The organism is Nostoc sp. (assembly GCF_036917775.1).
Lineage (GTDB): Bacteria > Cyanobacteriota > Cyanobacteriia > Cyanobacteriales > Nostocaceae > Nostoc.
This window is the reverse complement of the sequence record NZ_JBALEQ010000058.1, coordinates 73,457-91,979: the sequence shown is the minus strand read 5'-3', so window position 1 is coordinate 91,979 and position 18,523 is coordinate 73,457. Positions and strand designations below refer to the sequence as shown.

The 18,523-nt window shown below is 40.8% G+C and carries 14 protein-coding genes; 7 read left to right on the top strand and 7 right to left on the bottom strand.

Annotated elements, in window-relative coordinates; all coding sequences use genetic code 11:
• Positions 1–330: 330 nt before the first annotated feature.
• Complete coding sequence (gene ebsA, locus V7K69_RS09880; protein WP_335033746.1) at positions 331–705, bottom strand: type IV pilus biogenesis protein EbsA; 375 nt, start codon at positions 703–705, stop codon at positions 331–333.
• A 648-nt stretch (positions 706–1,353) separates the two neighbouring features.
• Here ebsA and V7K69_RS09875 point away from each other — a divergent pair.
• Positions 1,354–2,760 (top strand): glycosyltransferase, encoded by a 1,407-nt coding sequence (locus V7K69_RS09875; RefSeq protein WP_335033744.1) that lies wholly within the window; start codon positions 1,354–1,356, stop codon positions 2,758–2,760.
• Positions 2,761–2,972: 212 nt separating this feature from the next.
• Positions 2,973–3,356 (top strand): hypothetical protein, encoded by a 384-nt coding sequence (locus V7K69_RS09870; protein WP_335033742.1) that lies wholly within the window; start codon positions 2,973–2,975, stop codon positions 3,354–3,356.
• 286 nt (positions 3,357–3,642) lie between these two features.
• On the opposite strand, the gene V7K69_RS09865 is transcribed toward V7K69_RS09870, so the two are convergent.
• Positions 3,643–5,781, bottom strand: coding sequence for a DNA polymerase III subunit gamma/tau (locus V7K69_RS09865; RefSeq protein ID WP_335033740.1), 2,139 nt, complete (start codon positions 5,779–5,781; stop codon positions 3,643–3,645).
• A gap of 388 nt (positions 5,782–6,169) precedes the next feature.
• Here V7K69_RS09865 and V7K69_RS09860 point away from each other — a divergent pair, with 388 nt between their 5' ends.
• A complete protein-coding gene (locus V7K69_RS09860) occupies positions 6,170–6,856 on the top strand; it encodes a hypothetical protein (protein WP_442936131.1) in 687 nt (228 codons plus the stop codon).
• A gap of 170 nt (positions 6,857–7,026) precedes the next feature.
• On the top strand, positions 7,027–10,980 hold the full coding sequence (locus V7K69_RS09855; RefSeq protein ID WP_335033736.1) for a CHAT domain-containing protein: 3,954 nt from the start codon (positions 7,027–7,029) through the stop codon (positions 10,978–10,980).
• Positions 10,981–11,048: 68 nt separating this feature from the next.
• On the opposite strand, the gene recR is transcribed toward V7K69_RS09855, so the two are convergent.
• Positions 11,049–11,678, bottom strand: a complete 630-nt coding sequence (gene recR, locus V7K69_RS09850) for a recombination mediator RecR (protein WP_335033752.1) — start codon at positions 11,676–11,678, stop codon at positions 11,049–11,051.
• A 593-nt stretch (positions 11,679–12,271) separates the two neighbouring features.
• Between recR and V7K69_RS09845 the strand changes: the two genes are divergently transcribed.
• On the top strand, positions 12,272–12,883 hold the full coding sequence (locus tag V7K69_RS09845; RefSeq protein WP_335033734.1) for a LuxR C-terminal-related transcriptional regulator: 612 nt from the start codon (positions 12,272–12,274) through the stop codon (positions 12,881–12,883).
• Positions 12,884–13,070: 187 nt separating this feature from the next.
• Here the strand turns inward: V7K69_RS09845 and V7K69_RS09840 are convergent, their stop codons facing one another.
• Both V7K69_RS09840 and holA read right to left on the bottom strand, forming a co-directional pair.
• Positions 13,071–13,553 (bottom strand): DUF4168 domain-containing protein, encoded by a 483-nt coding sequence (locus V7K69_RS09840; protein WP_335033732.1) that lies wholly within the window; start codon positions 13,551–13,553, stop codon positions 13,071–13,073.
• A gap of 109 nt (positions 13,554–13,662) precedes the next feature.
• Positions 13,663–14,652, bottom strand: coding sequence for a DNA polymerase III subunit delta (holA, locus tag V7K69_RS09835; RefSeq protein ID WP_335033730.1), 990 nt, complete (start codon positions 14,650–14,652; stop codon positions 13,663–13,665).
• Between the two features lie 200 nt (positions 14,653–14,852).
• On the opposite strand from holA, the gene V7K69_RS09830 reads away from it, so the two are divergent.
• Positions 14,853–15,644, top strand: a complete 792-nt coding sequence (locus tag V7K69_RS09830) for a DUF1868 domain-containing protein (protein WP_335033728.1) — start codon at positions 14,853–14,855, stop codon at positions 15,642–15,644.
• A gap of 104 nt (positions 15,645–15,748) precedes the next feature.
• On the opposite strand, the gene V7K69_RS09825 is transcribed toward V7K69_RS09830, so the two are convergent.
• Both V7K69_RS09825 and V7K69_RS09820 read right to left on the bottom strand, forming a co-directional pair.
• The gene (locus V7K69_RS09825; RefSeq protein WP_335033726.1) at positions 15,749–16,534 is read right to left on the bottom strand and encodes an RDD family protein; all 786 of its coding nucleotides are present in this window, start codon (positions 16,532–16,534) and stop codon (positions 15,749–15,751) included.
• 45 nt (positions 16,535–16,579) lie between these two features.
• A complete protein-coding gene (locus V7K69_RS09820; RefSeq protein ID WP_335033724.1) occupies positions 16,580–17,425 on the bottom strand; it encodes a hypothetical protein in 846 nt (281 codons plus the stop codon).
• A gap of 80 nt (positions 17,426–17,505) precedes the next feature.
• On the opposite strand from V7K69_RS09820, the gene V7K69_RS09815 reads away from it, so the two are divergent.
• The gene (locus tag V7K69_RS09815) at positions 17,506–18,459 is read left to right on the top strand and encodes a stage II sporulation protein M (protein ID WP_335033722.1); all 954 of its coding nucleotides are present in this window, start codon (positions 17,506–17,508) and stop codon (positions 18,457–18,459) included.
• Positions 18,460–18,523: the final 64 nt, after the last annotated feature.

Sequence of the window (18,523 nt, the reverse complement as noted above, 5' to 3'; positions counted from 1 at the left end):
CCGTAGGCGAGGCAGTTTTCATCCATGCCTCTTAATCTACCACCTCAGTAACCCATTTTTGACTGTAGCGTTTCTTATCGTGTGAACGGTTACCATATTTTATCTGTATTAATTGATTGTACGGAATAAGCGCTAATTAAATTCAGATTAAAAAACTAAAATTAATAGGTTGATGATAAATCTTGTTTAAGTTGAAGCACGAGTAATAAATTAAAATTTAAAAACATCTTATATGAAGATGTTTTTAAGGTGAGAGGCTGGTAAATTTTATAATCATACAGGATAGTTTTAAAAACGAGCCGAACTTTTGCTAGTTCGGCTCGTTTTTAATCAATCATCTATACGCAGTAGCTTGCGGTAAAAAGGTTGTGAAAAATCAGTTAAGCGATGGCGTTTATAGTTGTCCATAACTTCAATTAAAAAATTAATAAACTCGAAACTAGCCATCATTAGTTCGTAACTCAATTCAGCATTGCCATCAAACTGAATTCGGCAACGGGTTAAGTCTGAGGGTAAAGTAGCAACATTCCAAGATGCGACAAAGGGGACATTTTCACTAGCTTCTATCTTCCTATGTCCCTCCAAAACCCCTTTTTGATAAAGACTGATGGCATAGGGTAAAAAATTGCGCTTAGTACCTTGGACATAAGGTAAGTAAACACTGGCTTGTTGTTGATTAGCAGGCTGGAGTTGCTCAATAGACATGGTTAAATATTCCTCAAGTTAGTTGGCAACTAGGGATATTAGTGGATTGTTAGTAGTGTTCCCAAAAGATGTGTCTAAAGCACATAGTGGGGAATAGAGAATGGGGCATAGGGAATAGGGACTGAAGAGCAGAGTAGTGGAGTTTAAAGACTCGTCAGCAAGTATCAAAGACTCATCCCTTATGCCCAATGCCCCATAAATGAAGTTACTGCTAAGAAATATTAAAATTTCGGTTACAATAAGGCTGCATTAACTTTGATCGCAGCTGGGCGCAATAACATAACATGAAAAACCCACACTATAAATTTGTGGATGTTATTATTGCTATTTCTTCCAACAATAAGCTGCTGTCACCTTGGTATCACTTTGCCTAAACCGGAATTCTCATTAGAGAAAGTCCGACTCGACAAGCTTGCTGCCCAAGTGGGAATCAAGCCTCTGTCTAAGAGTAGAAACGTGGTTAATGCTAAGTAATTACCCAGAGTGACAGTGACAACAAAAGTAGTCCCGGCGGCTTTTGGCTTAGGGATAGCGGGTATTGCAGTTTACCCATTCCGATTAATATCGGGAAAAGTAGCTTAGGGATATTTGTCCGTAAAATTACTAACTGTAGACAAATACTGGTTTTTGAATCAAGCAACCTAACCTATGCCAGCGAATTCCTGGCCCGAAGAAGATTCTTATCAAGAGCTTGATCCGCTCAACTCCTTGTTGTCTGACCTATCAGTAGATGAGGAGTCAGTGTTAGAGACAGATCCTATGTCTCTACCATCCCGGTTTCAAGGTCGTAGAGGCAAAGCAGCTCTAGTCTTGACTATCGTCTGGAGTGGCACGATCGCTCTACATTTAGTTTCTTGGGCTTCCATATTTATTCTAGGACTGACCACCATTCTAGGATTTCATGCTTTGGTGGTCGTGTTTACTAAATCCCGTCGCTATCCAAAAGAAATACAGGGAGATTTGCCCTTTGTATCTGTATTAGTGGCTGCGAAAAATGAAGAAGCAGTAATTGCAAAATTAGTCAAAAATCTTTGTAACCTGGAATATCCAGGTGGGCAGTATGAAGTATGGATTATTGACGATCACAGCAGTGATAGCACGCCACATTTATTAGCAGAACTAGAACAGAAACATGATCAACTGAAAGTATTAAGGCGTTCAGCAGAAGCTAGTGGCGGCAAATCAGGGGCATTAAATCAGGTGTTGCCTCTGACAAAGGGCGACATCATAGCAGTATTTGATGCTGATGCCCAAGTAACACCAGACTTGCTGCAACAGGTAATACCTTTATTCCAAAGAGAAAAGGTGGGGGCGGTGCAGGTGCGAAAAGCGATCGCCAATGCTAAAGATAATTTTTGGACTAAGGGGCAAATGGCCGAAATGGCCCTTGATACCTGGTTTCAGCAACAGCGTACTGCCCTTGGTGGTATTGGCGAACTGCGGGGTAATGGTCAATTTGTCCGGCGTTCAGCCTTGGAAAGCTGCGGTGGCTGGAATGAGGAAACTATTACCGATGATTTGGATTTGACAATTCGCTTGCATTTGGATAAATGGGATATTGAATGTGTTTTCCATCCAGCAGTGCAAGAAGAAGGTGTGACAAATGCGATCGCACTTTGGCATCAGCGCAACCGATGGGCAGAAGGCGGTTATCAACGCTATTTGGATTATTGGGATTTAATTCTCAAAAACCGCATGGGAACGCGCAAAAGCTGGGATTTGCTGATTTTTATGCTGATTATGTATATCCTGCCTACAGCAGCAGTCCCAGATTTGTTGATGGCGATCGCGCGTCATCGTCCACCAATGTTAAGTCCCATTACAGGCTTGTCCATTTCTATGTCGATGGTAGGAATGTTTACAGGTCTAAAGCGGGTACGTCAAGATCAAAAATTCCCACTTTCTACATATCTTACGATGCTGGTGCAAACCCTGCGTGGCAGTTTATATATGTTGCACTGGTTAGTTGTCATGAGCAGTACTACTGCCCGGATGTCGGTAAGACCAAAGCGCCTGAAATGGGTGAAAACCTTGCATACGGGGCATGGCGAATAGCCCCTTTGGGGAATTAAAAATAACAGAGGCAGGAGGCAGGAGAAATAATACCCTCTGCCTCCTGCCTTTTTCACTGTAGACCATAATATTCACAGTTCGTTTTTTCTTCTTAAAAAGCTAGACTAAGCTAAAGCACATTATAATTTGCAGATTAAAATTTTATCAATATCTTGTGGGGTGTGAATCTTGCCCGCTCTAATGATGCAAGTTAAATGCCGATTAGCTTCCTGATGAAAATGAATGAAGAACAATGGCGGCTACTTAGGAAAGAACACTGGTTACTGCTTAAGCAGCAATTTCCCATTGGTCGTAAGTTTTGGGCAAAAGTAGGAAAAATTAAACCTTTTGGCATATTTATAGAAGTCGATGATTTTCCAAAGGATTCCTATAGGTATATAGGTTTAATTCATATTGGGCCTATTTTTTACTACAAAGAGGAGTGTAAACCACTACCTCTAGATCATGCTCAGTGGCCTCAAGAAGGCACGTATATTTATTGTATGGTTTATTATTATGGAGAAGAACACGACAACAATAATGGACAACTTTGCTTACGTTGGCTGGGGCAAACCAGTCAATATCGACCTGAAGTATAGCGATTATCTATCACTTTAGAAGCAATTATATAAAACTTCCAAAGAATAAATTACTCAACAAAAATCAGTTATCTCGTATATTTTATGGTGCGAACAAACAACTAACAAATTAAAAAAATAAACTTAACTAGTAGTAAAACTAAAAATCTAAGTTGGATATAGCTTTGTAGTATTTTATTGAAACTCAAATCATGAGTAAGATATAATTAGTAACCTCAGCTTAGATTATTTTTCCGCATCAAATAAGTTTTATTTATTTCCCAGTTTTTAATTCAATATAAGAGCATTATTCATCTTCAACTTCTGATTCCTCTACCCATTCAGGTGTAGCTATAGAATCGGAGAATTCTGTTGAATCCTCTGTGAAACGGATAATTTGTCCGTTGAAGAATTCTGCTAGACGTTGAGCTGCGATCGCTACTTCATCAATTTCCCAATCAGGTGCGGGTGTTCGCTGTGGCGGTGGAGGAAAAGTTTGCGCCCCATTTCTATTTGCCCCATTTCCATTTGCCCCATTTCCATTTGCCCCGTTTCCATTTACTCCATTTCCATTTACTCCATTTCCATTTGCCCCATTTCCATTTACTCCATTTCCATTTTTTGCTAGCGGCTCGGTTCTTAGTGGCGCTGGCGTTGCTGGCTGTGGTACTGGCGCTGGAGGCGAAATTTGCTGGTTGTAACTAGGAGTAGCTGGTTGCTGAACGCGACTAGAGTCTTTTGGCGGAGGATTTTTTTTAGCTGAAGTAGAGTTTGAAGAAATTCCTTTTTCTATATTTATCTGGATTTCACGCTGGAAAGTCTGCTGGAAAGCTTCCGTAATCATCGGTAGATAAGATTTACCCTTGTCATACCATGCCTGTTTGATAGCAATTCGAGCCACAACACCGTCGAACTCTATAAGTTGGCTCATTTGACGCAGCATTTCTTGCCTTGATTTAGGCTGGAGGTTAGCAAGTACCTGTTGCCAAACCTGAGTTAAATCATATTGTGCTTCTCCAACAACTTCTGAAGTTACTGCTTCAACGTTCGTAGGTGGCAGAGGAACAGCAACAGGTTCTGGGGTTGGTGATGAAACTGAGTTAGGAGCAGAATTGTGATTTGTTTGCTGTTCAACTGCGCTAGATGAAGTGACAGGCTGATTTTGGGCAGTCGCTACATGATGGTTTGCGGTCACTGAGCCTTGTCGAAGTGTAGAATTATGATTTGTTTGTGGTTCCGCTACCGGTAAAGAAGAGACTGCATAATTTTGGGTAACTGCTGGAGGAGAGCTTGGAGATACAGCCGGTGGGTTAACTCGCGGCGCGATATTTGGGGCTTGTGGCTGAATATTTGTTGTCGCACTGGGTAACAATCCTAGTAATGTTACTTCCAACCATAAACGCGGCTGAGTACTGTTTTTAATTTGCACTTCAGCTTTTCTTAGGTGTTCCTGTCCCGCCAAAATTACACTCATATCGAAGTATTGGGCAAACTCAACCAACGCCGTCCAGGTTTGCTGAGTACAAGCAACCAAATCGTGGCGGTTGGGTGCTGTTTTGGCTACAAGTAAATCGCGGTAGAATGCGGCGAGATTTTGTAGGAGAGTTAGGGGTTCTCGACCACGATCGAGAATTTTGTGGGTACTGTCAAGAACTGCTTCGGGTTTATCTTGAGCGATCGCATTTAACAGTCCCAGCAAGTCCTGTTCGCTTACCGTCCCCACCAAATCCCAAACTCTATCTGGTGTCACTTCACCTGCTAACAAACCCAATTGATCAAGCAAGCTTTCGGCATCTCGTAACCCTCCCTGAGAAAGTTGGGCTACCAGGGTTACAGCTTCGGGTGAAATATGAATGCTTTCTTTAGATGCGATCGCACTTAAATGCTTAACCATCGCCTCTAATTGAATACGTCTAAAATCAAACCTTTGACAGCGCGAAATAATCGTTGGTAACACCCGTTGCGGGTCTGTTGTTGCCAATACAAAAACTACGTGTCTCGGTGGTTCTTCTAAGGTCTTAAGTAGCGCGTTGAATGCCTGGGTACTGAGCATGTGGCATTCATCGATTACATAAACCTTGTAACGACACTGCACAGGGGCAAACTGGGCTTTTTCAATCAATTCGCGGATATTATCGACACCAGTGTTACTAGCAGCATCGATTTCAATTACATCTAAAGCGTAACCCTTGGTGATTCCCTGACAAACATCACACACGCCGCAGGGTTCAGCAGTGGGCCGATCGCTTTTGAGACAATTGAGAGATTTAGCTAAAATCCGGGCACTAGAAGTTTTCCCCGTACCTCTTGGCCCTGTAAATAAATAGGCGGGGGCGATTTTGGATGTGCCGATCGCATTCGTGAGGGTGGTAGCGATCGCCTCTTGTCCCACCAGTTCAGCAAAACTTTTGGGGCGATATTTATGGTGCAGGGGTTCGTAAGACATGGAAAAATAGACTTCAATGCCTTTCAACGTTAATTAGTAGCACCGAGTCGAGTTTGGGATTCAATTATTTTAAACTCTCGTACCTGCTTTATTTATTGATGTTGCCATAGCGCTTACACTCAACTAATGCCGTCAATTTTGGCACTCAGGAAAGCAAGCAACTAGATCATAATTCTTTACTATGATTTCAACATCAATGTATCGGAATTATAGCATAGCATTTAGTACATTTGTTCTCATCAAAAGTAGGAAGTAAGGAAAAAAGAACTAATGACAAATGACCAATGACTAATGACCAATGACTAATGACAAATGACAAAGAACTAACGCTATAGTCCAGTGCGATCGCTACAATTTTATAGATAAGCAAAACTCGATGGTGCAGCAGATGCTCAAGCGGCTATTTCAATGGCTCAAAAAGCTTTTTCAGAGCTTGTTCGGTGGAAAACAAAATGTCTCAAAATCTAGAGGGAATATCCCAAAAGAACCAGCCCCACCCCTAAGCGATACGGATCTGGAATTTCTCTTCACCGAGCTATTGCAAGGAGTACATCAAGCACGAGGGGAAGCCTGGGCGCAAAAGTGGCTGCATAATATTGAACATCGGATTACTACTGAAGACTGGGTTCAGTGGTTAGGGCGCTTTGGTGAAAAATTGCTAGCATCACCGACACCGAATAATGAAATAGCCGCACGGTTAGTACAACTCGGTGAGTTGGATATCGGAGAAATCGGAGATGTTGCCTATAGTATTGGAATGCAGTTGTTGACGCGCAATCAAGGCGAACCAATTTGGGAATATGAAGGGCCAGACTCTTTTAGCACGACTTTACAATCTGAGACAACCGCCCCTATATCAGAGTCAGTAGATGCGCCAGAGAATCCCCCAGAGGGAGAATACCAAACTGTCACCTTAGAAGAGTTGTTTGTAATGTTGCAAGAGGATGAAAACTTACGCCAGCAGATTGCTCAACAGCTTGCCGTTGAGACAGATGATCCACAACTGCTTGTCCAGGCATTGATCAATCAATTGTATCCTGCCGGTCAATCGACTACAGAGCAAACAGAAAATTAGTCGAATCGGGAATTGTAACGTTGTAATGCTTTACTCTTGAATTTTGGTATATTTTTTGCTAACCTGCGACGGAAGCGCCGTCACAATCTAATGGATTTTTACGTAATTGATGATTTTTTTAACACAACGATGGCTACAATCTAGAAAAACAAAATCCAATAGTGTGGCAGATGCTCAGGCGGATATCGCAGTCGCTTAAAAGGCTTTTAAAGCGCCTCATTGAAAGTAAGCAGGCTAGTTCTCTCAAGGGTGCGAGAGGACACAATCTGGTGGAGGTACTACCAGAACTAACCAATGCGGATCTGGAACAATTGTTTATCCAATTGTTAGAAGGCGTGCATCAAGCACGAGGACGACAGTGGGCATTGAGGTATCTGCAACGGGTTGAAAATCGGATTCCGGCTGAACGCTGGATAGATTGGTTGGTGATGTTTGGCGAAAGCTTGCTAGCTTCACCTGCACCGAATCCTCTTTTAGCATCACAGATGGTGCAATTGGGGGAACTTGGTGTTGGCAGAATTGGAGATGTTGCTTATGAAATTGGCATCCGCATGATGCAAAATTCACCTACACAGATAGAGGATGAGGAGAATTATCCAGAAGATAGCTCAGAAATTACTCCTGAACAATATGGGGTAGAAATCGCTCCTGGGGAAGAACTGATCGGCTTAGGTGAGCAGCGATGGGAGCATGATGAGCCAGATGTCGTAGAAATCACTCCTGGGGAAGAACTGATCCGTAATTTAGGCGAGCAGTTATGGGAGTATGATGAGCCGGATGTCGTAGAAATTACTCCTGGGGAAGAACTGATCCGCAATTTAGGCGAGCAGTTATGGGAGTATGATGAACCAGATGTTGTAGAAATCACAACCGATCAAGAAATTATCCCAATTTCGCCTGGGCAAGAGCTAATTCGGAGCTTAGGTGAGCAGTTATGGGAATATGATGTGCCAGCTGTTGAACCAATCACCTCAGCACCTGAAAATGTCTCTTTCGAGGAAAGATTCACCGAAAATATAGAGGAACTGGTATTGGAGTATGAAAGGGAAGAAGCCCAAGCCACAATACCCGAAAATCTCCCTCTCCCCCCAAAGGAAGATTCAATCACCTCATTAGCCCAACTGAGGTTCGATGATGAAGAAGTTGTTCAAAGTACAACAGGAGTAAATCTCCTTTCTACTAGGCCAAGAAGTGAATTAACAACTTCTCCCTCAGTGGAAAACTGGGATAGCGCTTTGACAAATTTAGAGCCAAATGTAGCTAATACATTAGATGAGTTGTGGGTGAAATTGGATCAAAGTACCAATTTAGTCCAGCAACTTGCTTCTAACTTGGCAGTTCAAAGCAGTAATTCTCCTGGTATTATTGAGCGACATAGCGATAATCCGATTACTAACGCTCAAGGATGGTTTTACCAAGGTCTAAGCCAAGCGAAAACAGGTGATTTGTTAGGCGCGATCGCATCTTACGATCAAGCTATAGAACTTCAACCGGAAGTCTCAGAGTATTGGTTTAATCGAGGCTTGACACTGTTCCATTTAGAACGTTTTGAAGAAGCGATCGCATCTTACGAAACCGCCATAGAACTAAAACCCGACTTCTACAAAGCTTGGCACAACCGGGGTGGAACTCTCGGAGAATTAGGATATTTTGAAGAAGCGATCGCTTCTTTTGACAAAGCTATAGAAGTCAAGCCAGACTACCAAGAAGCTTGGTCTAGCAAAGGTTTGGCGTTACTGAAGCTAGGTTGGCTACCCGAAGCTATTTATAGTTACGATCAAGCGCTGCAATTGGAACCAGAAGACCAAGAAAACTGGTATCACCGAGGGATAGCCTTAGCTGTAGGCGAACAATTTGCAGAGGCAATTATATCCTACGACAAAGCCCTAGAAATTAACCCAGAGTACCACGAAGTTTGGATAGACCGGGGTGTAGTGCTATTTAATTTAGGAAGGTGGTCAGAAGCGATCGCCTCCTGGGATAAAGCCCTTTCAGTTCAAGCCGATTTCTACTTAGCTTGGTACAACCGAGGTATAGCATTAGACAACTTAGGTCGTCGCCAAGAAGCGATCGCTTCCTATCGCCAAGCGATCGCTATCAAACCCGACTTCCATCTAGCTTGGTATAATCAGGCAGTAGCACTGTTTTATTTAGAACAATTTGCCGAAGCGATCGCTTGTTATGATCACGCTTTGGAAATTAAACAAGATTATTGGGAAGCTTGGATTGGTCGGGGAACTGCGATCGGTCATTTGGTGGACTCGGAAGCATTGCTGAATTTGTCGAGCAGGATCACAGCGACAAACCCCGACTTGCAACAGGGTGGCTACGAAGGAAAATTAGCCAGCTACGAAGAAGGGTTAAAACATCTACGGACAGATACCCACCCAGAAGGTTGGGGTAGATTGCATTTGGCGATCGCTAATACTTATTACGACCAAGGCAAAAAACATCCCAATCCCCGCGATTATTGGCGCAAAGCTGCATCTGAGTACCATCAGGCGCTGTTAACCCTAACACTAGAATATTTTCCCCTGTTCCACCTAGAGGTTTTGCAATCTCTAAGCAAGGTACTGATGGGTTTGGGACAAACAACACAAGTTCAAGAATTGCTGCAACGCGGTACAGATTTATTGCGACAATTGCTGAGTGAAGAAACTCGCTCAGACGAAAGTAAAAAACAGCTAGCTTTGAAATTTGCAGGCTTTGATCAATTGGCAGTTGATTTAGCAGTGGAATCTGGTGATTTAGTTGAAGCTTGGGAAATTGCTGAACAAGGCAAAAATGCTTGTTTGAACTGGTTACTTTCTGGCTGGAATAATAATATTTACTCGCCCCATTATGGTGCAATTCAACAACTATTTAATCCCACAACAGCAATTATTTACTGGCATATTAGTCCAGTCGCCCTACATACTTTCATTCTCAAAGACCAAGCCCCATCACCGATTCTCCTGTTTACACCCATGCAAGATGTCGGGGCATTACCTTTAGGAGAAGACGCTATTCGTCTGAATGAATTGCCGCTACCTGAAGCAGTACAACGCCTAATTGATTTTGAAACTTGGTTAGAAGATTGGCATCAACAATATCAAGAATACCGCACTACAGCCCAAGACAAAGAAAGTAAAAGCCAGCATTCTTGGCGAGTGGATATGGAACACAAACTGGTGCAGTTGTATGGCATCTTGAATATTTCCACAATTGCCCAGGAACTCGAAGGTATCACCCAACTGGTTTTAATTCCTCACCGCGACTTGTACAGATTGCCCATTCATACCCTTTTCCATCTTTCTTCTCCATCCCAGGAAGAGTTGCCGAATGTGGAGTCCAATTTCACTGTCACCTATCTACCTAGTGCCCAAATAGGTTTATCAATAAGAACTGAAGATATTTGGCAATGGCAAAATCAGTTATTGCTCAGTGTTGAACATCCTGAAAGTGCAGGTTATCCTCCACTAAAATTTGCCAAACTCGAGTCTGAAGTTGTGAGCCAGATGTTCAATAATATCCAAAGAATTCAGGGAGCAGAAGCTACAAAAAATATTGTTGAAAATGCCTTGTTTGATAATTACAATATTTTCCATTTTACAGGTCATGTAACTAATAATTTAGCTGAACCCAAAAAGTCAGAATTAGCATTAGCAGGTGAAGAAAAACTGACTTTAGATGAAATCTATCAACAAAATCTATCAACTTACAACCTGATTACTCTCTCTGCGTGTGAAAATTTAAGTACTAGCAACTATACTATCAGCAGTGAATATGTGAGTTTAGCCAGTGGTTTGGTAAGTCAGGGTATTCCTCATATAGTTAGTACTCTCTGGAGTGTAGAATCTTCAGCTAGTGCCTTGGTGATGATAGAGTTTTATCGGAGATTACAGCCTAATAAATCAGCAGTTACTGCCTTAGCAGAAGCAACACGATGGCTGAAAGAACTAACTGCTGGAGAACTGACAAAATGGTATGAAGATATTTTGAATAATCTGCATCCTGAAGAATTACGAATTCAAACTTATTTAGCGACGCAACTATATAGAAATAGTAAAATGGCATCAGATAAAAATCTTTATAATCATCCTTACTACTGGGCAGCATTCACGATTACGGGTAAGCCTAATTAATACTTTGGGGTAGGGGCAGTTCATGAATTGTCCCTACCTCAAAATGTTTATAAACCTTTGAATTAACCTCAATCTAACTCTCTGCGTCCTTCCAATGCCCTTGCCAGGGTCACTTCGTCGGCGTATTCCAAATCACCACCTACAGGCAAACCAAAGGCAATCCGCGTCACCTTGGTAAATGGTTTCAGCAGCTGACCTATGTATAGTGTTGTTGTTTCCCCTTCTACACTCGGACTAATTGCCAGAATCACTTCTTGAGGTTTTTGCTGATTCACCCGTCGCTGCAAAGCCAGTATATTCAATTGTTCTGGCCCAATTCCATCAATTGGAGAAATCACCCCACCCAAAACGTGATATTTGCCTTTGTATTCGCGGGTTTTTTCCAGCGCAATTACATCGCGGGGATCTGCTACGACACAGATAGTACTGTTGTCACGGTTGGCATTGCGACAGATTTCACAAACAGGTTCAGCAGATAAGTGAAAGCAAACAGAACACAAGCCTATCTGTTTTTTGGCTTCAATTAAAGCTTGTGCCAAAGCTTCTACTTCTGCTTCTGGACGCTTCAAAATATGCAAAGCCAGTCTTTGGGCAGATTTAGGGCCAACTCCCGGCAGGCGTTGCAATTGCTCAATTAACCGTGCTAAAGGGCGTGCGTAAACCGTTGTCTTATCTCCAGAATGTTTTACCTTAACTATGATGACATTTTTCAGGTACTTCCATCTGTCTGGTATGGCGTTTATTATGGAAGCTTTTGAGCCTATCAAGTTGGCGAGGTTAACCGTGAGGTGCGATCGCTTGCTTTAATCAACGTAAAATTTAGTCTGCAATTTAACATACATAGTAAATACACGCACATACAAATATTTATGTGTATATTTTTATTTACATCTGAATAATTTTTATTTATTGGGGTGATAGTTATTTTGTAGAAGTGGCTCACATTCAACAAAACAATACGTTTGATTTTAGACAATTAATCTAGCAATGACACCTTAGCGTCACGAGGCATCCAGCCAAATTAAATTTTGCGTCTTCCGAAATAGGCTATTTCAAAGTTGTATTTAAAATGTATAACCTAAATTAATTCAAACAAAATAGATGAATTGTTGATTGAGTATTCTCAGGAGTCGGTTTTAGAAAGAACACTTGTACTTACTTTGATCGGTATGATTAGTCTGCAATATTCACCCAATTTATTCAGATAACCATCTAAAAAATAAATTAGTACATCTTCCAATTTGCACGAATCTAACAAACAAGCACGATTTTATACATTAATCTATCTCCTATGATTGCCTTAACAAAGACATTAGTAAAAACAGTAGCACAACCAGAAAAGCTAGAGAATATTGATTTACTTAACTCGAAGCGAGCTAATTTTTTACAAGAAGTAATTGAAGGCTTAGAAGACGGTATATTAATTTTAAGCCAAACTGGTGAAGTAGTACATAGTAATGCGTCTGCTAATCGCCTTTGTTGTCAATTCAATCAAGACAATTTTAACCCGAATTTTGTACCGCCAGCTATCTGGAATCTTTGTGAATCTTTACTCAGTAGTCGGTATTTGTTTTCTGATAAACTTCTGATTTTGTCGGATGAAATTGTACTTGATAAGTCAAATATTTTTCGGATTAGGGTGAGACTGCTAGATTTAGATGGGTTTGAAGTGCCTTGCTTATTAGTTACCATAGAAAACCAATATGAGTCTGTAAAAAATGTAGCACTGACTGAAGTTAAAAAATTTGACCTCACGCCACGAGAAGCTGAAATTTGGTTTCTCTATAGAAGTAACTACAGCTACAAAGAAATTGCTATGAAGCTTTTCATCACCATAAACACCGTGAAAAAGCACATGAAAAATATTCACACTAAGCGACAAGCAAGCTTTTCTAATAATTGAATAATAGGACGGTAATAAAAATCGATTCGGAAAATTCAATAGATTATTAATTATTAACCACAAACAAGTATTTTATAAATCAATATTTGATTTTTCTATAGATAAAATATACTACCCCTTGCTTTCATACAAGGGTAGTTATTTTAACCGCGATCTTGTCTAATTTTAGTGTTGATGCAGCTTATAACTAAGGAGAATCAGGGGTTTTTTGCAGACGTAATAAGGTATTATAAACCTGCTGTTTTAAAAGTTCGTTATTTTGTAGCTCTATAGTAATTTTGTTAAACTGATCAATGCTCAAACCATTATCTTGGACAATTTTTTGAGAGTTATTACAGTAATTTACTGCGATATCTTGAGCCTTTCTAGGAAGACCATTTATGCTGTTAGAATCGTTACAAACAATTTTGGGAACTTCTCCATTGCCAATCAGGTTTTTAATGGTTTCAAAAGCCTTTTGACGTGCTGGTTCCATTGCTAGCACTGCTTGAGCGTAGCTGTCAATTTGAGTATTGTTAGCTATTGGTGATGCAGTTTGACCATAAGCTTTTGAACTAATTGAAAAAGCGTTGGAAATAACACTCACAGTAGCGATCGCGCCGAAAAAGAATGATTGGCAAAGGATTCGCTTTCGGCTGGATCGGGAAAAGACATTGGAAATTTTATTCATATAGTGTGTGACACAAAACTACATCAGGGATATTATAAGAACTTTGAATTATTTTCGGAGTTGGAAGTTCCAGCAACTGTTCAATACATCAAGTTTTTATATTTGATTGTCAACTTCCTCGGCATACTTGACAAAGTTCGATGACTTTAGTCTGAAATGTTGACATTTCTGATGCTCCTTGCTTGAGGCTCACTTCTAACTCCAATAGTAGAGGTAAGCAGGAGATTAACTGTTGCACAGAAAGCAGTTTGATTTCTTGTTGTAAGAAGTAGATCCGCTTGGGATTACCGATATCAGCAGCACTAGCGATCGCTTGTTGGTTGCGCTCACCACTTTCTATCATAATCTTGACCCATAGCCAGGTGCGAAATTGTCCAATCAATGTGGCAACTATCCGTAATCCCGGCTCGGAAGCATTGATCATATCTGCCAGGGTTGTCAAAGCTTTCGCTGTATCTCCTATTCTGATTGCTGCTGCTAATTGTAGACTATTGTGAGTAGTATTTCTTACTAACTTTGTAACAGTATCTACGTCTAAAGGCTTGTTGGTACCGTGGGCATATAACCGTAATTTCTCTATTTCATTGTAGAGCAATCGCGTATCATTTCCGACGGATTCTGCCAACAGTTGGGCAGTATTGGCAGTCAGTTTTATGCCCACAGTCTGGGCTACTTGATTAACAGATTGCACTATTAATTCGGTTTTCCAAGGGGGAATGAGGGGAAATTCTCGGAATTCGGTAGCAAATTGTTTTAACAATTTCGTGGATTTGAGGCGTTCATCTGGCTTGTTGCGGCTGCTGAGTAATAAAAATGAGTTTTCGGGAATGACAGATAGCGATCGCACCATTTCCCCTAAGACATTCTCTGGACAGTGCTGACACAAGGTTGTATTTACCAGCCATACCAAGCGCCCACCAGCGCCAAAAGTGGGTGTCATCACCTGATTTAACCCCTGGATAGCAGCATCAGCTTGATCTGGGGTAAATGCAGTGTAATTAAAACTTATCCAATTGGGATCGAGAACGTGATCGCGCAAAACAGCGATCGCTTTTTCCATCGCAAAATCATCTTCACCCCAGTAAACATAGATTGGCATAGATAAACCTCAATTGGGCATGGGGAATTGGGAACTGGGAATGGGGAATTGATCAATAATTAATAGTTCTTCTTCCCCTGCTCCCCCCACTCCCCACTCACCACTCCCTACTCCCAAAAACTAAATACTTTTAAAATCATTCTCTTATTCGGGGTAATTTTCCCTAAAATCTATCAAGTGAGAGCGTGAGGCTATGAAGATTGGACGACAACTATCAAACTTACTTAAATCGGTTAGCACGACTGACGCTGCCAGAAGCCTACAGATCCCAAGCCCAGCATATTCAGGAATCTTCTAAATTTCAGCCAAATTCTGGCTTGAGAGAAGCAGCGTCTTTTCCTGGGTATACGCTAATTACAACGCCTGCGGCAGAAGAAGAATCAGAAAATTCTGCTTTCTATGCCAAATTACAGACTTACCAACAGGAACTTTTGCAGTTGCCTGTAAACCGTAATTTGATTATACCTGTACCTCCTGCTAGCTTCCATGTAACTTTAGCGGATTTAATTTGGGATCATGCTTACCTTGATGCCCGCGAAAAGAATCCAAAATTTGACGAGGAGTTACCCTCTTGTTTAGCCGAAATGTTTCAGCAATATCAACAATTGATGACAAATAGGAGTCATCCGATTAAATGGCAAATGCTGGGACTGATACTGATGCCAAGAGCTATAGCTGTTTGTTTAGTACCTCAAGATGAAAGCTGCTATGAGGAAATTATTAAATTCCGCCGAACAATTTATCAAAATCCCAAGTTGATTGCTTTGGGTATTGAGCAGCATTATCATTTCACTGCCCATGTTACATTAGCCTATTTTGGAGAGGTTTCATCTGACTTAGACCGCACAAGTTTCAGCACAAATCTTTCAGAATTGAATGAAAAATGGCTGTTTAATTTGCCAGAATTTTCGATCAATCGTGTCGAATTGCGAAAATTTGACAACATGACACACTATTATCGTGAACCAGACTGGCCGATTTTAGATTTTTAAGTCATTAGTTAGTAGTCAGTAGTTTTCACTCACTGACTACTGATTATGATTTTGTTTTTTAGGTAAACTTAACTTTTTACCAATGCTGTAAATAAATTTCTCGCCTAAAATTTAGGTTCTTGATATACGAGATAAACAGCTTCTAAAAATACATCAGGTGTAACCGCTTCTGGCAAGCTTTCTAAATTAATAATAGCTACTACTTGCTCGGCTAACTTTAGAGATAGTGAGGCTCTTGCCTTTAATGACATGGCAGCCCGTCGCTGCAAATATTCACGAATAACTGCAAAATCATCGGGCAATAATTTCGATAAATCGGCGATTTGGATTAACTGTTCATGAAGTTCTTTTGCCTGTTCTGAAATTGTCAATGTCGCAGATGCAATGGGTGTTTCAGTTTGAATTACAATTGTGCCAGCAGCCAAATCACCTAAACGCTTTTCACGACTACCGAACATAATTAAAAAAGCGCCAATAAACAAAGTCTCATCAAAGGGCCGTAGTAGGGCACGGAGAGTTGCTTGTTGTAACCCGATTAGTCTGCCATCATCTCGAACTACGCGAATTTTAGCAACCCGTTTACCAGGAGTTTGCCCAAACCATAAGGTTTCAAAAAATACAAAATAGCTGATATAAATTGCAAAGGCAATAATGAAGAAAATTGCTAATAACCAAATGTCTAAATTTGGTAAACTCGTAAAAAAGTCTTCAAGAAAATTTACCAGTTGCGTTGAAAAGACAGCCCAGGTAAAGACAAACAAAAGCAATGTTATACCCAACACTGTATAGTCAATCAGCAGTGCTAAAGCTCGATTACCAATTCCCGCTAAAGTAAATTCCAACTCTACACTTTCTGGAGTCTGGAATGTGATGCGATTAAAAAAGCGCATATTTTAACCAATTGAAAATTAATAGAGTTGAATTAAGGCGTTGAGTTAACGAAAATCTTGTGTAGGAGGTTGTCTTAACTGCAAACCCAGACCCTCACGCCGAGTCCGCAAGTCCAAGTATAAAACAGCTTTTAGTGCTTGCCAGAATGGCATTATAAAAACTCCACCTACTAAGCTGCCAATCAAAGAAATAAAATATACGATTCCGTAGATGACAGTACCTGGTTCAAGCTTAATGAGGAATAAGCTAGGTATATAGTTTAATACAAACACCAATGGCAGTGTAACGAAAAAAGCAACTAAAACAACCCCCTGAATGCGAAGTACTGAGGCTTTAGTTAATTCCCAACTTCTAGCAACACTTTCGCCACCATTAATATTTTCTTCAACTGCTAGCGGTACCTCAGCTACTATCCAACGAGAGTAGAACCAGGTTAGTCCCAATAGTAAAATAATTACCATTAAAATTATTGTCAATGTGGTTGTGACTATAACACCCGCAGTACCTAATATCCCTCCCAATAACGCTATCAACACAGCAGACAGAATACCACCTGCGATCGCCAATCCAAAATAAACTACCAGCAAAGATACTGCTACCTGAAAACTAACTCTTAAAAATGACCACAGACGTGGATTAACATGGCTTCTGGCAGTTTGAACATCTTCAGGTTGGTAAATCAATTCTCCAAAAGCCAAGCGTGAAATTAGTCCAGAGATGGCTGCATATTTTGCCCAACCATAAATCGGAACGATAACCCACAAGTGAGCAGTCAAAGCCAGATTAAGATAAGTCTTAAGATGAGAACGATACAATCGCACCGCAGCACTAACAACATTTCCTACACTCAGTGGTTGTATTTGGCCGGAAGATCCAAAATTTTCAGACATAATGGCAAATTTCCCTTGAAACTACGGAGATCAATTTGAGGCTATCTTAAGCTAAGTTAAACTCAGTGTTCCCAAAATTCATGAATATTCAACGTTGGATTGCGCGACGAGAACCAAATTGGCAACGTCTGGATGCCTTATTAAAACAGATAGAAAAAAAAGGGCTAAAGTCTCTAAGGGCAGCAGAAATTAGAGAGTTAGCGAGTTTATATCGTTCAGTAGCGGCAGATTTGGCTCGTGCCCGTACCCAGCAAATCGGCAATACTTTGATACAAAGTTTACAATCTTTAACAACTCGTGCCTATACGCAGATTTACCAAGGTTCGCGGCGACAGGAATGGCAGGCAATCCTAGAATTTTACAGATGGGGATTACCATCTGTGGTTCAGAAAACATTTGCATATATTGCTTTAGCCACGGCACTGTTCATACTGGGGGCACTAGTGGCTTGGTGGTATTCTTGGCAAAACCCCAGCTTTATGACTTTGATCGTACCTGAAAGTTTGATTACCAAGGTGCGAGATGAGCATAAATTATGGATGGGGTCAATTGTCGGTGTTGAACCTCTGGCATCCAGCAGTATCACGATCAATAATCTGTCAGTATCTTTTGGTGCTGTTGCCGGTGGCATCACTGTCGGGCTATATACATCCTATTTAATGATTTTTAATGGCTTATTAATTGGTGCTGTTGGCACTTTAGTTGGTCAAAATAATTTGGCTGATCCTTTTTGGGCCTTTGTGTTTCCGCATGGTTCCTTGGAATTACCTGCGATCTTTTTTGCTGGGGGTGCAGGATTTTTATTAGCAAGAGCAATTTTATTTCCTGGTAAATATCGCCGTGGGGATGCACTGAAATTTTATGGTTCTCAGGCAGTGCAGCTAGTATTTGGCATTGTACCAATGTTGATTATTGCTGGTACTATCGAAGGCTTTTTTTCACCTAATCCGAGCATACCTGATGTAATTAAATATTTGGCAGGGACGGGATTATTTATACTTTTAGTAATGTATTGTAGGCGCAAGAAAATATGAAATAATTTAGATGTTTACGGATTGGTAAATTGAAAAATATTTTAGAATCAGGTAAATACTAACG

Bases quoted from the DNA above. Each gene is read 5' to 3' on its own strand.
- ebsA (WP_335033746.1), bottom strand. From the start codon at position 705: ATGTCTATTGAGCAACTCCAGCCTGCTAATCAACAACAAGCCAGTGTT.
- V7K69_RS09875 (WP_335033744.1), top strand. From the start codon at position 1,354: ATGCCAGCGAATTCCTGGCCCGAAGAAGATTCTTATCAAGAGCTTGAT.
- V7K69_RS09870 (WP_335033742.1), top strand. From the start codon at position 2,973: ATGCCGATTAGCTTCCTGATGAAAATGAATGAAGAACAATGGCGGCTA.
- V7K69_RS09865 (WP_335033740.1), bottom strand. From the start codon at position 5,781: ATGTCTTACGAACCCCTGCACCATAAATATCGCCCCAAAAGTTTTGCT.
- V7K69_RS09860 (WP_442936131.1), top strand. From the start codon at position 6,170: ATGCTCAAGCGGCTATTTCAATGGCTCAAAAAGCTTTTTCAGAGCTTG.
- V7K69_RS09855 (WP_335033736.1), top strand. From the start codon at position 7,027: ATGCTCAGGCGGATATCGCAGTCGCTTAAAAGGCTTTTAAAGCGCCTC.
- V7K69_RS09845 (WP_335033734.1), top strand. From the start codon at position 12,272: ATGATTGCCTTAACAAAGACATTAGTAAAAACAGTAGCACAACCAGAA.
- V7K69_RS09840 (WP_335033732.1), bottom strand. From the start codon at position 13,553: ATGAATAAAATTTCCAATGTCTTTTCCCGATCCAGCCGAAAGCGAATC.
- holA (WP_335033730.1), bottom strand. From the start codon at position 14,652: ATGCCAATCTATGTTTACTGGGGTGAAGATGATTTTGCGATGGAAAAA.
- V7K69_RS09825 (WP_335033726.1), bottom strand. From the start codon at position 16,534: ATGCGCTTTTTTAATCGCATCACATTCCAGACTCCAGAAAGTGTAGAG.
- V7K69_RS09820 (WP_335033724.1), bottom strand. From the start codon at position 17,425: ATGTCTGAAAATTTTGGATCTTCCGGCCAAATACAACCACTGAGTGTA.
- V7K69_RS09815 (WP_335033722.1), top strand. From the start codon at position 17,506: ATGAATATTCAACGTTGGATTGCGCGACGAGAACCAAATTGGCAACGT.